The organism is Streptomyces sp. CB00316, assembly GCF_001905595.1.
Lineage (GTDB): Bacteria > Actinomycetota > Actinomycetes > Streptomycetales > Streptomycetaceae > Streptomyces.
This window is the reverse complement of sequence record NZ_LIXI01000008.1, coordinates 23,549-36,107: the sequence shown is the minus strand read 5'-3', so window position 1 is coordinate 36,107 and position 12,559 is coordinate 23,549. Positions and strand designations below refer to the sequence as shown.

Here is a 12,559-nt window from a genome sequence, read left to right as displayed (position 1 = left end):
CCGGTCCGTATCAGCAGGTCCGGAAGACGTACCCCTTCTGCCCCGCCGGCCGGACGTCGAGGTCCCGGTGGACCACCGAGAGCTTCGTGCCCATGGCGGAACAGGCCTTGGAGAAGTCGCGGGCGGTGTATTCGATGACGAAGACCCTGTTGCCGTACGCGGTGGCGTAGTCGGCGCACTCGTCGTAGCGGCCGCACTCCTCGGCGACCGCGAAGTCGAAGCCGATGCTCTTGCGCTGCCCCAGCAGGTCGGTGGTGTTCTTCTGGCCGATCGCCAGGCCCGCCGCGTGCGCCCGCGTGGCCAGCAGCTTGGCGAACGCGGCGTTGTGTGCCCGGGTGAGCCGGCCTCCGGAGCGCTCGTAGGAATCGAGGTTGTCGGGCTCCACCGCCTGGAACCCGGACTTGGCGCAGCCGTCGATCCAGCCGCCGACGATCTCCACCAGCCGGGTCCGCTTGGCGGCGGTCGAGGTGTCCAGCAGCGCCTCGCCCCAGGCCTCGTCGTTGACCGGCTTGCCGCTGCCGTCACGCAGCAGCAGGTCCGGGTTCTTCTTCTGCCACCAGTCCATCGCGTCCGGCTGGGTCTGGAAGGCGTTGACGTAACAGACGTTGTACAGGCCGCGTACGGGCTTGGCGCCCCGGTCTCGCGAGAGCGCCTTGACCCCGGCGGGCGGGGTGTAGGCCCCGCCGATCTGGTAGTCGAACGTGGCGTCGGCCCGGGGGAGTACGACCTTGGGCGCGGGCTCGGCCGCGAAGGCGCCGGACAGCAGGACCCCGGCGCCGGCCGTCACGGCGACCCCGCCGGACAGGGCCGCGAGGGTGGAACGGCGACGGAGCAACGGGGTGGCGGCGTGCTGGGGCATGGGGACTCCTGTGCGTGGTCTGCGTACCTGCCTCCGCATCATGGACGGCCGATCATGAGCGAATCGTGAGCGTCAGTCTCCCGGACGCCTGCCTGCCCGCCTCCGCCGCGACCGGGCGGGTGCCAGCCGCAGCACGAACACCGCACCGCCGCCCGGGCGGGCGTACACGGTCAGGCCGCCCCGGTGGGCGAGGGCCACCCGTTGCACCAGCGAGAGGCCGATCCCGGTACCGCCGCCCGGCGAGCGGAAGCGCTCCATCAGCTCAGGCAACCGCCCGGGCTCCACCCCCGGACCGCGATCGGCGACCGAGACCTCCGGTCCGCGTACGGTCACGAGCAACTCGGCCCCGCCGGGTTCCCCGGGCGTACGGCCGTGACGTACGGCGTTGTCGAGCAGATTGCGTACCGCCATCCGCACCAGCGCCGCGTCCGCGTCGACCACCGAATCCTCCAGCCGCAGCTCCAGCCGGTGCCCGCCCTCCGGCAGCTCGGCGCACACCTCCTCCACGAGCTGGTCCAGCCGCAGCGGCTCGGCCCGCACCGACTCCACGGCGGCCTCCAACCGCCCCCGGGTCAGCAGGTTCTCCACCACGTGCCCCATCCGGTCCGCCGCCCGGCGGATCATCGGCAGAGGGGACTCCGGCCCGCCCGACCCGTGCTCGGCGACCTCCACCGCACCGCGCATCACCGCCACCGGCGTCCGCAGCTCGTGCGCCGCGTCGGCGAGCAGCCGCTCCTGCTGCTCCAGCGCCTGCCAGGCGGGCCGCATGGACCGACCGGAGAGCACATGGCCGGTGAGCGCGGCCAGCGCGCTCAGTGCGGCGCACCCGACGACGAGGGAGAGGACCAGGCTGCGGTGTTCGGCCGCCCCGTACGCCGGGTCCCCGACCGCGACGGCCGCGCCCGCCACCTCGTCGGTCGCGTCGTGGTAGAAGGGCACGGCCAGCAGCCGCACGGGCCCGCCCTCACGGTCGTCGGCCTCCTCCCGCACCGTCTCCTCGGTGCGCATCGCCGAACGCGCCGCCCGCGCGATCGTCGCGGCCGGTACGTCGAACTGCTGGACGCTGCCCCGGAAGACCACGGCCGGACCGTCACCGGGCCGCTCCTCCAGCACGAGGACCTGGGGCGTGCCCGCTGTCGCCTCGTCGTCGGCCAGGCCGTCGAGGCGGATCCGGTCGTCCTCGTAGTAGACGAGCGAGGCCGCGACGGAGGCCCGGCGGCGCATCTCGTCGTACTCGGCGGCCTCCCGGGACCGGTCGTCGGTACGGATCACCAGCCAGGACAGGCAGCTCAGCCCGACGACGGTGATCAGCGTGTACGCGGCGGTCAGCCGCAGCTGGAGCCGGCGCAGCCCTCTCCGGGCCGGGGAGCCGCGCCGCGCGGACCCGGCGCCTTCAGCCCGGGTCATGCCGAGCTCATCAGGAACCCCTGGGCGCGCACGGTGCGCACGAGACCGGGGGCGCCGAGCTTGCGCCGCACGCCGGCGATGACGGCGTCCACCACGTTGGAGACCGGGTCGGCCATCTCGTCCCAGCAGTGCTCCAGCAACGCCGTACGCGTGACGACGCTGTCCCGGTGGACCAGGAGCTGCTGGAGCACGGCGTACTCCTTCGGGCTCAGCGAGAGCAGCACCCCGCCCCGCCGCACCTCGCGCCGCGCCAGGTCCATCACCACGTCCCCGCAGCTCAGGAAGGCGGGCAGCCGCTCGGCCGCCCGCCGGGTCAGGCTGCGCACCCGCAGGACGAGCTCGCGCATCGCGAACGGCTTGGCCAGGTAGTCGTCCGCCCCGCTCTCCAGCCCGCGCACCCGGTCGTCCAGGGCGTCCAGAGCGGTGAGGCAGAGCACGGGCACCGACCAGCCGGCACGGCGCCTGCTCTCCAGCCGTGCGAGGGAGTCGCCGGAGGGCAGCATCCGGTCCAGGACCACGCAGTCGTACGCGGTCACGTGCAGCATCACGTCCGCCTCCGGCCAGTCGTCCGCGCCGTCGACGGCGAAGCCCGCCTCGCGCAGCCCCGCCGCGAGCACCGCCCGCAGGTCGTCGTCGTCCTCCACCAGCAGCACGCGCAAGGAGACGCCTCCGGGTCTCTCGGGATGGCCCCCCGGGGCACTTCCCGTACGGAGCCGGGAGCCTGACCTGGGGGAGAGACCCGTCATCCTAAGGGGCCCCGTCGAGCGCCTCGGCGGCCTCCGCCACCACGGCCTCGGCCACGGTGGCGAGGGCCGGTGAGTCCAGCTTCCACTGCTGCCAGTACAGGGGAACGTCCACGTGACGGTCCGGGGCGAGGGCGACCAGCCGACCGGCGCCCAGCAGCGGGCGTGCCTGGACGTCGGGCAGCATGCCCCAGCCCATCCCCGCCACCACGGCGTCCACGAACCCCTGTGACGTGGGCACGTAGTGGCGCCGGGCGGCCGCCCGCCGGTCGCACCCGAGCGCGCGGACGAAGGAGTCCTGGAGGTCGTCGCGCCGGTCGAAGTCCACGACCGGGGCGTCCGCGATCAGCTCGCGCAACGGGGTCGCCGTCCCCAGCCCGAGCCAGCGCCCGGCGAAGGCCGCCGTCGCCACCGGCAGATAGCGCATCCGGCCCAGACTCCGCACCGAACAGCCGGACACCGCCTCGGGCGAGGAGGTCACCGCCGCCATCACCAGGCCCTCGCGAAGCAGCGCGGCGGTATGGTCCTGGTCCTCCCGGCGCAGCTCGTAACAGATGCCGAGCTCCTCCGGTACGCGCCCGAGGGCGGGCAGGAACCAGGTCGCCAGGGAATCGGAGTTCACCGCGACCGTCAGCCGCGTCGGCTCGCCGGGGCCCGACATCCCGAGGGCCGACTGCGCGTCCTGCTCCAGCCGCGCCAGCTGGCGGGCGAAGCGCACCAGGACCTCACCGGACCCGGTGGGCCGCACCGGCTTCGTCCGCATCAGCAGCACCCGCCCGGTGCGCTGCTCCAGGGCCTTCACCCGCTGGCTGACCGCCGACGGCGTCACGTGCAGGGCGTTCGCCGCCGCGTCGAAGGTGCCTTCGTCGACGACGGCCAGCAGGGTCCGCACCTGATCCAGGGGAAGCTCCGACATCATGACAGCTAATGATACGTAAGAATCATTAGCTGTACACGCAGAGTGGATCTCCCTAGCGTCTGGACTATGACCAACGCCCTGACCACCGCGGCCGCCGGGTTCGGTACCGGCCTCTCCCTCATCGTCGCCATCGGCGCCCAGAACGCTCTGGTCCTCCGCCAGGGCGTCCGCCGGGAGGCCGTTCTCGCGGTGGTGGTCATCTGTGCCCTGTCCGACGCCGTCCTCATCGCCCTCGGAGTCGCCGGGGTCGGCGCCGTGGTGGTGGCCTGGCCGTCCGCCCTGGCCGTGGTCTCCCTGGTGGGTGGCGTGTTCCTGATCGTCTACGGCGTCCTGGCCGCACGCCGGGCGTTCCGTCCCTCCGCCCTGCACCCGCAAAACGCGCCCTCCGGGGCGAAGCGCGGCGCCGTGCTCGCCTGCCTCGCGATGACCTGGCTCAACCCGCACGTCTATCTGGACACCGTCTTCCTGCTCGGCTCGGTCGCCGCCGACCGCGGTCCGCTGCGCTGGACCTTCGGGCTGGGGGCGATCCTCGCCAGCGTGTGCTGGTTCGCCGCTCTCGGGTTCGGCGCCCGGCTGCTCAGCGGGGTGCTCGCCCGCCCGTCGTCGTGGCGCGTCCTGGACGGACTCGTCGCCGCGATGATGATCGGCCTCGGCACCCGGCTGGCCCTGACCGCCTGACCGCCTGCGGGTCGGCGCCTGCGGGCTCAGTGCGCGGGGGTGAGCCGGGCGAGCCGGGTGGTGCGCTCGGGGCTGAGGTCCAGCGCGGTGAGGATGGAGGGAGTGGCGATGCTGGGCAGGATGTGCCGCTGGAGCGTGATGTGGCGCTGCTCCAGATCGCGGTAGTTGGTGAGGGTCTGGGAGACCGCCTGGATGCCGGTGAAGGCCGCGACGTAGAGGTCGGCGGTCTCCGTGGGGTTGACGTGCGGGAGGAGTTCGCCGTTCTGTTTGGCTTGGGCGAGGAGGCCGTGGGTGGTCCGCTGCCACCGGAGGAAGGGGCCGGTGCGATCCAGGCCCTGGGCCTGCTGGTCCATGGAGAGACGGACCCCGGCGCGGGTGAGGAGACTGGTGTGGAGGCGGTGGCTGAACAGCATCCCCATGTCCACGAGCTCCTGGAGCTTGAGGAGTTGGTCGGGGGTGGGCGGTGGGGGGTCCTGGGCCTCGATCACCCCGAGCGCGAGCTCTTCCTTGGACGGGAAATGGAAGTAGAGCGCGCCTTTGGTCACTCCGGCGACTCTGAGTATTTCGGTAATGGTGGCGGCTTGGTAACCGTGCTTCTCGAAAGTCTCGGCTGCTGCCATCAGGATCGCCTGGCGGGTGCGGATCGCCCGGTCCTGCTTGGCCATCCCTGTCTCCTTCGTCGGGCGGTGCCGGTCGTGGGCCGGGCGGGCGGCCTGTGGGGATAGAAAAAAAACCGCTTAGTCTGTATCTTATCAGCGCGTGCGCACCGCAGGAACGACTCGCCCATCACATGACCCCTGGGGGGGAGTTATGCCCGAAGCAGCAGTGTTGACCGATCCTGTAGCGGCGTCGGCCGTCGGCTCGGAGGCCCGAGTGGTGCATCCGGTGGGAATGGAACTGGTTCACAGGAGCAGGGCGGAGGACGCCTTTCCGCGCTACTGGGAGCGGCTGGGGCCGGACCGGTTCCACGTGGAGGCGGTGCTTCCGCACGATCATCCGTTCTTCGCCCCGGTGGGAACGGACCGTCACGATCCGCTGCTGGTGACGGAGGCGATGCGGCAGGCGGCGATGCTGGCCTTCCACGCCGGGTACGGAGTCCCCGTCGGCTACCACTTCCTGATGGCCGATCTGGATTACGCGACCCACCCCGATCACCTGGTCGTGGGCGGCCTGCCCACCGTGATCGACGTGGAGGTGACCTGCTCCGAGCTCAAGTGGCGCGGTGGCCTGCCGGTGCAGGGACGCGTGGACTGGGTGGTGCACCGCGCGGGCCGGCTGGTCGCGACCGGTATGGGCGCGACGAGGTTCACCAGCCCGCGCGTCTACCGGCGGATCCGCGGCGGATCGGCGGAGCCGGGCGTGGTGATACCGCGGACGGCGCCGGTGGACCCCGCCCGGGCGGGTCGCGCCAGGGCGGAGGACGTGGTGCTCTCTGAGGGCTCCCACGAAGGGGTCTGGGAGCTGCGGGTGGACACCCGTCACCCCACGCTCTTCCAGCGGCCCAACGACCATGTGCCCGGCATGCTGCTGCTGGAAGCCGCCCGGCAGGCGGCGTGCCTGGCCGCCGGGGACGGCGGGTTCGTCCCCGCCGAGGGGCGTACGCACTTTCACCGGTACGCGGAGTTCGGCAGTCCCTGCTCGATCGCCGCAGAGATCCTGCCGGGCGGCTCGCCGGGCGGGGCGAGGATCCGGGTGACGGGCCACCAGGACGGCGAGCCGGTCTTCGACACGGTGCTGACGGGCCCCGTGGGGGAGAGCTGAACGCGCAGCCGGTCGGCGCGCGTGCGAGCGGTGTGTTGCGGTTGGACGGCAGACTGATGACGGTGTGTGAGGAGTACGTGGCGTGATTCTGGTGACAGGGGCGACGGGGGCGGTCGGCCGCGAGGTCGCCCGTCTGCTGGCGGCCGCCGGTCCGGTGCGGATCCTGGCGCGGCGGCCGGAGCGCGTGACGGTGCGCGGACCCCAGGCCGATGTCGTGGCGGGGGAGTACGGGGACCGCGCGTCCCTCGACCGGGCGCTGCGGGGCATCGGCGCGGTGTTCCTCGTGACGAACAGCCCCACGGAGCCCGATGACGCGAGGGTCGCCGCGGCGGCCGCGGCGGCGGGTGTGCGCCACCTCGTGAAGCTGTCGATGATGGCGGTGGAGGAGCCGGACGCGGACGACTTCATCACCCGGCTCCAGCGGGGCAACGAACAGGCCATCAGGGAGTCCGGGGTGCCGTGGACCTTCGTCCGCCCCAGGACGTTCATGTCCAACACGCTCTCCTGGGCGAACGGCATCGCGTCGGACGGTGTGGTGCGGGCCCTCTACGGGCGGTCGCCGGTCGCGTGCGTCGACCCGCGGGATGTCGCGGCGGTCGCCGTCGCCGCCCTCACCGGTAGCGGCCACGAGGGACGGGCGTACGGGGTGTCTGGCCCGGAGGCGATCAGCGCGTACGAGCAGACGGCCCAGCTCTCCGAACTGCTGGGCCGGCCGCTGCGCTTCGAGGAACTGTCCCTGGACCGCGCGCGCGAGGCGCTGCTCGCCAAGTATCCGCGGCCGGTGGCCGAGGCGTTCCTGGAGAGTGCGGAGCGCCAGCGGGCAGGGGCCAAGGCGGCCGTGGTGCCCACCGTCGAGGAGCTGACGGGCCGTCCCGCCAGGCCGTTCCGCACCTGGGCCGCGGACCACGCGGAGTCCTTCGGCGCGGTCGGCCGCACGGCGTAACGCCCGGCGTACGGACGCGGGGGTCCGACCGCGCATACGTTCCCCTGGAAATCAAACCGGTAAGTTGGTTTGATATTGCCCATGACACTGCTTCACCGCTCCGGCGGAGAGCCCCGGGCCCTGGGAGCCCACGGCCCGGGGCCCCATCCCATCCGCTTCGCCCCCCGGTGGAGGTCACGGTGACCAAGCAGGTGCGCGCCGCGCGTACCCGCCAAGCCCTGATCCGCTCCGCGGCGATCGTGTTCGAGCAGCACGGGTACGGACAGGCGCGCCTGGCGCTGATCAGTTCCGGCGCGGGCGTCAGCACGGGGGCCCTGCACTTCCACTTCGAGAACAAGGCGGCGGTCGCGCAGGCCGTGGTCGCGGAGGCGTCGCACGGTCTTCTGGAGGTGTCCGGTTCCATCCGCCGCAGGACGGACACGGCCCTGCAGACCCTGGTCGACACCTCGCACGCCCTGGTGGACCTGCTCGGCCGCGACCCGGTCACGCGGGCGGGTTTCCGGCTCAGTCACGGCGGGGAGCGAGGCGGTGAACCCGGCCTGCCCGCGCAGTGGCAGAGCTGCGTCGGGGAGTTGCTCGACGAGGCGGCCGCCGTCGGCACCCTCGTGGAGGGTGTCTCCCGCACGGACGTCACCGCCGCGACGGTGGCCGCGACCACCGGGTTCGAGGTGCTCGGACGGTGCGACTCCCAGTGGCTGTCCGCGCGGACGCTCACCGGCTTCTGGCGGCTGCTGCTGCCCTGCCTCGCCGACTCGGAGGTCCTGCCGCTCCTGGACCCGTCGGGGACCACCGCGGCAACGGAGGCCGTCGCCGCGGGTTGGGCCGATCGCGAGACGTACGGGGTGGGGGCCGCCGCCCCCATCTGACCCTCCGGCTCCTACGCCGCCCGGTGCGGTGAGCCGCGCCGCCGCCGGCACGGTGGCCCCCCGGTGCGCGACCTGGACCGCGATGGGAACGGTATGCAGGGTGAAGGACGTGGCGAACTCGTCGCACCAGCGGTGCGCCGGACCGGTGGCTCGGGAGCGCAGGCGCTCCTTCTCCTCTCCCGGACCCTCCAGGGCACAGGCGAGCAGGAGGGCCTCCGGCCCGTCGTCCAGCGGCGTGGGATCGGCGGAGCGCTCGTCCGTCCCCTGCGGCACCTCCACGTTGAGGGTGCGCCCGCCGTAGGCGTGCGGTGCGTACCACGTGGAGGTCCGGGCGTCCTCGATGTTCGCCTCGAAGCGGTTCCGGCGGCCGGCCGGCGGGAGGACGAACCCGCCCGGGCCGGAGGTGCGGCCGCCGCTCCCGCACCAGCCGCAGAAGGGCGTCGTCTCCGGCATCCGGGCGCCTGACGAGGGGGCTCACCTTCGAGGCGAAGGCCGAGCGGCGTCACGCCCGTGCCGCGCGACGGCTCGCGTCAGCTCCCCAGCTCGCCAGCAGGCGCAGGGCCTCGGCCGACGCCGACCCCGGTTCCGCGTGATAGGTGACCAGGCACTGCTCCTGGTCGTCCGGCAGATGCAGCGTCTCGTACGACAGGGCCATGTCCCCGACGAGCGGATGCCGGATCAACTTCGTGCCGTGCCCCTTCTCCTTCACGTTGTGCGTGGCCCACAGCCGCCGGAACTCGTCGTTCTTGACGGAGAGTTCACCCACCAGCGCGGAGAGCTGCGGATCGTCCGGATGGCAGCCCGCGTACAGGCGCAGATAGCTGACCATGTCCGAGGCCTTGGAGTCCCACTCCACGAACAGGTCCCGGTAGGCGGGGGAGAGGAACACGAGCCGCGCCCAGTTCCGCTCCTCGAGCGGCAGCGCGCCCCAGTCGCCGAAGACCGCCGCCGCCATCGGGTTCCAGGCGAGGATATCGGAGCGGGCCCCGGAGACGTACGCGGGAATGCCCTCCAGGCTGTCCAGAAGGTGCAGCAGTCCCGTCCGGACCCGCTGCACCCTCGCCGGCCGCCGCTTCTTCTTGTGCTGCGCCGGCTTGGCCATGTGCGTCAGGTGCGCGTGCTCGGCGTCGCTGAGTCGCAGCGCCCGGGCGATCGCGTCGAGCACCTCGGCCGAGACGTTGCGCCCGTTGCCCTGTTCCAGGCGCGTGTAGTACGCCACCGAGACCCCGGCCAGCTGCGCCAGTTCCTCCCGCCGCAGCCCCGGCACCCGGCGGGCCCGGCCGAACTCCGGCAGCCCCACGTCCTGCGGCTGGAGCCGGGCCCGCCGGGTGCGCAGGAACTCGCTGAGTTCGGCGCGCCGGTCGAGCGGCTCGGGGGCGGAGGGGGCGGGCTGATCGTCCATGGCTTCTATTGTCCCTGGTCGTACGCGCGGGAGCCTGTCCCCGCCAGTGGTAGGACCACTGGACGTAGGCAAAGCGGTGACCTGGGTAAACGCCGCCGAAGCCTTGATGCTGGAAGGCGTACTTACCGCACCACCCAGAGGAGAACCTCCGGCATGACCGCCGTTGCCGCTTACGCCGCTCCCCGTGCCAAGGCCCCGCTGGAGCGCACCACGATCGAGCGCCGCCCGGTGGGCGAGTTCGACGTCCTGATCGATATCAAGTTCGCGGGCATCTGCCACTCCGACATCCACCAGGCCCGTGACGGCTGGGGCGAGGGCATCTTCCCGATGGTCCCCGGTCACGAGATCGCCGGCATCGTCGCGGAGACCGGCCCCGGCGTCACCAGGTTCAAGGTCGGCGACCGTGTCGGCGTCGGCTGCATGGTCGACTCCTGCGGGAAGTGCGACGCCTGTCTGATGGGCCGCGAGCAGCACTGCGCCGAGGGGAACACCCAGACGTACAACGCGCTGGACCGCAGCGGTGAGCCGACGTACGGCGGCTACTCGACGCACATCGTCGTGACCGAGGGGTTCGTCGTCGGCGTCCCCGAGGGCATCGCGCTGGACGAGGCCGCGCCGCTGCTGTGCGCGGGCATCACCACGTACTCCCCGCTCCGCCGCTGGGGCGCGGGCCCGGGCAGGAAGGTCGCGGTCATCGGTCTGGGCGGGCTCGGCCACATGGCCGTCAAGATCGCTCACACCCTCGGGGCCGAGGTCACGGTCCTCTCCCAGTCCCTGCGCAAGAAGGACGACGGGCTCAAGCTGGGCGCCGACCACTACTACGCGACCAGCGACCCCAAGACCTTCGAGGAGCTGGCCGGAACCTTCGACATCATCCTCTCCACGGTCTCGGCCCCGCTGGACTTCGGCGCCTACCTCGCCCTGCTGCGGACGGACGGCACCCTGGTCAACGTGGGCGCGCCCGAGGAGCCGATCTCGCTCAACCTCTTCTCGCTGATCGGCGGGAACAAGTCGATGGCGGGCTCGGCGATCGGCGGCATCGCCGAGACCCAGGAGATGCTTGACTTCTGTGCCGTGCACGGCCTCGGCGCCGAGATCGAGGTCATCGAGGCGGGCCAGGTCAACGAGGCGTACGAGCGGGTCCTGGCGAGCGACGTCCGCTACCGCTTCGTGATCGACACCGCGACCATCTGAGCGGGTCCGACAGCTGTACGCGTCCGCCCCGCGCTGCTTCACAGGCCCGGGGAGGACGGCGTACGGGGGTGGCTCACGCCGAAGGCGTGGCGGCGTGGGCGGAGCGCCGCGCCGCTTCCAGGACGGCCGCCAGGAGCCCGGGGAAGCGCGCCTCCAGGTCGGCCTCGCGCAGCCTGCTCATGCGGGAGGTCCCCTCGTAGTGCTGGCGGATGACGCCCGCCTCGCGCAGCACCTTGAAGTGGTGGGTGGTGGTGGACTTGCTCACCGGAAGGTCGAACGCGATGCAGGCCATGTCCGCGTGGCCGTCCGCCAGTTCGCGCACGATGGTCAGCCGGATGGGGTCGGCCATCGCGTGCAGGACCGTCTCCAGGCGGATCTCCTCCGCCGACGGATGGGTGAGCCGGCGCCCGGTCGGGGCGGCGACGTCGTGCTCGGTCGTGGGCATGGGCGGCCTCCTCAGGTCTCGCACCTCTAAAGTACGAACATCCTCGTAGTTTGACAACTGCCGTACTACGAGGTCTATCGTACTGGTCATGGCTGTCCCGCCCTACCAGTCAGGGCGGGGCGTCAGCTCCGTGCCCCGACCCCCTGAGGAGACGTTCCGGTGAGTGCTCTGTTCACGCCCCTGACCCTGCGGTCCCTAAAGATCCCCAACCGCGTGTGGATGTCCCCGATGTGCATGTACTCCGCGGCCTCCCACGGGTCCGAGGCCGGCGTGCCGACGGACTTCCACCTCACCCACCTCGCGGCCCGCGCCGTCGGAGGCGCAGGGCTCGTGATGGCGGAGGCCACCGGCGTACGCCCGGACGGCCGGATCAGCCCGTGGGACCTGGGCCTGTGGAACGACCGCCAGCAGGAGGCCTTCGCCCGGATCGCCGCGGCCATCGCCTCCCACGGCTCCGTCCCCGCGATCCAGCTCGCCCACGCCGGCCGCAAGGCGTCCACCGAGCGGCCCTGGCTCGGCGGCGCGCACGTCCCCGAGAGCGACGGCGGCTGGCAGCCCGTGGCCCCCAGCCCTGTGGCGTTCGACGGACTGCCCGTCCCGCACGAGCTGACCGAGGACGAGATCCAGCAACTGGTACGCGACTTCGCGGCGGCCGCCGGGCGAGCCCTCGCCGCCGGATTCCGGGTCGTCGAGATCCACGGCGCCCACGGCTACCTCATCAACTCCTTCCTCTCCCCGGCCGCCAACCACCGCACCGACGCCTACGGCGGCAGCTGGGAGAACCGCCTGCGCTTCCCGCTCCAGGTGGTGGACGCCGTCCGCGCGGTCTGGCCCGACGACCTGCCCGTCCTCTTCCGCACCTCGGCCACCGACTGGCTGACCGAGAACCCGGAGGACCCGCGCGAGGGCTGGACCGGTGACGACACCGTCCGCCTCGCCAAGGAGCTGACCGCCCACGGCGTCGACCTGCTCGACGTCTCCACCGGAGGCCTGGTCCGCGACGCGCGGATCTCCGCCCACCCCGGGTACCAGGTGCCCTTCGCCGCACAGGTACGGCAGGCCACCGGCATACCCGTCTCCGCGGTCGGCCTGATCCTGGAGCCCGCCCAGGCCGAGGAGATCGTCGCCTCGGGTCAGGCCGACGCCGTCATGCTCGGCCGTCAGCTGCTGCGCGACCCGCACTGGGCCCACCACGCCGCCGACGCCCTCGGCGCGGAGCCCCGCTGGCCCGACCCGTACGGCTACGCCGTGGTCCGCCGCCGCACCGCCGAGAAGGAGACGGCCAAGGCCTGACCCACCGCCGGACCAGCCCGCCGTCCCGAGCGGGCGGCCCAACGCGGGC

The 12,559-nt window shown here is 72.5% G+C and carries 13 protein-coding genes; 6 read left to right on the top strand and 7 right to left on the bottom strand.

Features of this window, described 5'->3' with window-relative positions; all coding sequences use genetic code 11:
* Window positions 1-10: 10 nt before the first annotated feature.
* The 4 genes from AMK21_RS22355 to AMK21_RS22340 form a co-directional block, all read right to left on the bottom strand.
* Complete coding sequence (locus AMK21_RS22355; RefSeq protein ID WP_073880683.1) at window positions 11-859, bottom strand: endo alpha-1,4 polygalactosaminidase; 849 nt, start codon at window positions 857-859, stop codon at window positions 11-13.
* Window positions 860-931: 72 nt separating this feature from the next.
* On the bottom strand, window positions 932-2,266 hold the full coding sequence (locus AMK21_RS22350) for a sensor histidine kinase (protein WP_107429966.1): 1,335 nt from the start codon (window positions 2,264-2,266) through the stop codon (window positions 932-934).
* Window positions 2,263-2,925 carry a response regulator transcription factor gene (locus AMK21_RS22345; RefSeq protein WP_073880681.1) on the bottom strand — a complete coding sequence of 221 codons (663 nt, stop codon included), beginning with the start codon at window positions 2,923-2,925 and terminating at the stop codon, window positions 2,263-2,265. Before AMK21_RS22345 ends, AMK21_RS22350 begins: the two co-directional genes overlap by 4 nt.
* A gap of 88 nt (window positions 2,926-3,013) precedes the next feature.
* Window positions 3,014-3,928 (bottom strand): LysR family transcriptional regulator ArgP, encoded by a 915-nt coding sequence (locus AMK21_RS22340; protein WP_073880679.1) that lies wholly within the window; start codon window positions 3,926-3,928, stop codon window positions 3,014-3,016.
* Window positions 3,929-3,994: 66 nt separating this feature from the next.
* On the opposite strand from AMK21_RS22340, the gene AMK21_RS22335 reads away from it, so the two are divergent.
* Window positions 3,995-4,606 carry a LysE/ArgO family amino acid transporter gene (locus tag AMK21_RS22335; RefSeq protein WP_073880677.1) on the top strand — a complete coding sequence of 204 codons (612 nt, stop codon included), beginning with the start codon at window positions 3,995-3,997 and terminating at the stop codon, window positions 4,604-4,606.
* A 26-nt stretch (window positions 4,607-4,632) separates the two neighbouring features.
* On the opposite strand, the gene AMK21_RS22330 is transcribed toward AMK21_RS22335, so the two are convergent.
* Window positions 4,633-5,271, bottom strand: coding sequence for a ScbR family autoregulator-binding transcription factor (locus tag AMK21_RS22330; RefSeq protein ID WP_073880675.1), 639 nt, complete (start codon window positions 5,269-5,271; stop codon window positions 4,633-4,635).
* A 226-nt stretch (window positions 5,272-5,497) separates the two neighbouring features.
* Here AMK21_RS22330 and AMK21_RS22325 point away from each other — a divergent pair, with 226 nt between their 5' ends.
* The 3 genes from AMK21_RS22325 (at window position 5,498) to AMK21_RS22315 (ending at window position 8,176) form a co-directional block, all read left to right on the top strand.
* Window positions 5,498-6,367, top strand: coding sequence for a ScbA/BarX family gamma-butyrolactone biosynthesis protein (locus AMK21_RS22325; protein WP_107429965.1), 870 nt, complete (start codon window positions 5,498-5,500; stop codon window positions 6,365-6,367).
* An 82-nt stretch (window positions 6,368-6,449) separates the two neighbouring features.
* Window positions 6,450-7,310: an NAD(P)H-binding protein gene (locus tag AMK21_RS22320; RefSeq protein WP_073880671.1), complete on the top strand. Its 861-nt coding sequence runs from the start codon at window positions 6,450-6,452 to the stop codon at window positions 7,308-7,310.
* 179 nt (window positions 7,311-7,489) lie between these two features.
* Window positions 7,490-8,176 carry a ScbR family autoregulator-binding transcription factor gene (locus AMK21_RS22315; protein WP_073880669.1) on the top strand — a complete coding sequence of 229 codons (687 nt, stop codon included), beginning with the start codon at window positions 7,490-7,492 and terminating at the stop codon, window positions 8,174-8,176.
* A gap of 502 nt (window positions 8,177-8,678) precedes the next feature.
* Here the strand turns inward: AMK21_RS22315 and AMK21_RS22310 are convergent.
* The gene (locus tag AMK21_RS22310) at window positions 8,679-9,578 is read right to left on the bottom strand and encodes a helix-turn-helix domain-containing protein (protein ID WP_073880667.1); all 900 of its coding nucleotides are present in this window, start codon (window positions 9,576-9,578) and stop codon (window positions 8,679-8,681) included.
* Window positions 9,579-9,731: 153 nt separating this feature from the next.
* Between AMK21_RS22310 and AMK21_RS22305 the strand changes: the two genes are divergently transcribed.
* Window positions 9,732-10,772, top strand: coding sequence for an NAD(P)-dependent alcohol dehydrogenase (locus AMK21_RS22305; RefSeq protein ID WP_073880665.1), 1,041 nt, complete (start codon window positions 9,732-9,734; stop codon window positions 10,770-10,772).
* Window positions 10,773-10,845: 73 nt separating this feature from the next.
* Here AMK21_RS22305 and AMK21_RS22300 read toward each other — a convergent pair whose 3' ends face one another.
* Entirely contained in the window at window positions 10,846-11,217 is a 372-nt protein-coding gene (locus AMK21_RS22300) for an ArsR/SmtB family transcription factor (RefSeq protein ID WP_073880663.1), read from the bottom strand.
* 159 nt (window positions 11,218-11,376) lie between these two features.
* On the opposite strand from AMK21_RS22300, the gene AMK21_RS22295 reads away from it, so the two are divergent.
* Complete coding sequence (locus tag AMK21_RS22295; RefSeq protein WP_073880656.1) at window positions 11,377-12,510, top strand: NADH:flavin oxidoreductase/NADH oxidase; 1,134 nt, start codon at window positions 11,377-11,379, stop codon at window positions 12,508-12,510.
* The last annotated feature ends 49 nt before the right edge of the window (window positions 12,511-12,559 follow it).

What these genes read in the sequence shown, in the direction of transcription:
- AMK21_RS22355 (WP_073880683.1), bottom strand. Translation starts at nt 859, where the DNA reads ATGCCCCAGCACGCCGCCACCCCGTTGCTCCGTCGCCGTTCCACCCTC.
- AMK21_RS22350 (WP_107429966.1), bottom strand. Translation starts at nt 2,266, where the DNA reads ATGACCCGGGCTGAAGGCGCCGGGTCCGCGCGGCGCGGCTCCCCGGCC.
- AMK21_RS22340 (WP_073880679.1), bottom strand. Translation starts at nt 3,928, where the DNA reads ATGATGTCGGAGCTTCCCCTGGATCAGGTGCGGACCCTGCTGGCCGTC.
- AMK21_RS22335 (WP_073880677.1), top strand. Translation starts at nt 3,995, where the DNA reads ATGACCAACGCCCTGACCACCGCGGCCGCCGGGTTCGGTACCGGCCTC.
- AMK21_RS22330 (WP_073880675.1), bottom strand. Translation starts at nt 5,271, where the DNA reads ATGGCCAAGCAGGACCGGGCGATCCGCACCCGCCAGGCGATCCTGATG.
- AMK21_RS22325 (WP_107429965.1), top strand. Translation starts at nt 5,498, where the DNA reads ATGGAACTGGTTCACAGGAGCAGGGCGGAGGACGCCTTTCCGCGCTAC.
- AMK21_RS22310 (WP_073880667.1), bottom strand. Translation starts at nt 9,578, where the DNA reads ATGGACGATCAGCCCGCCCCCTCCGCCCCCGAGCCGCTCGACCGGCGC.
- AMK21_RS22305 (WP_073880665.1), top strand. Translation starts at nt 9,732, where the DNA reads ATGACCGCCGTTGCCGCTTACGCCGCTCCCCGTGCCAAGGCCCCGCTG.
- AMK21_RS22300 (WP_073880663.1), bottom strand. Translation starts at nt 11,217, where the DNA reads ATGCCCACGACCGAGCACGACGTCGCCGCCCCGACCGGGCGCCGGCTC.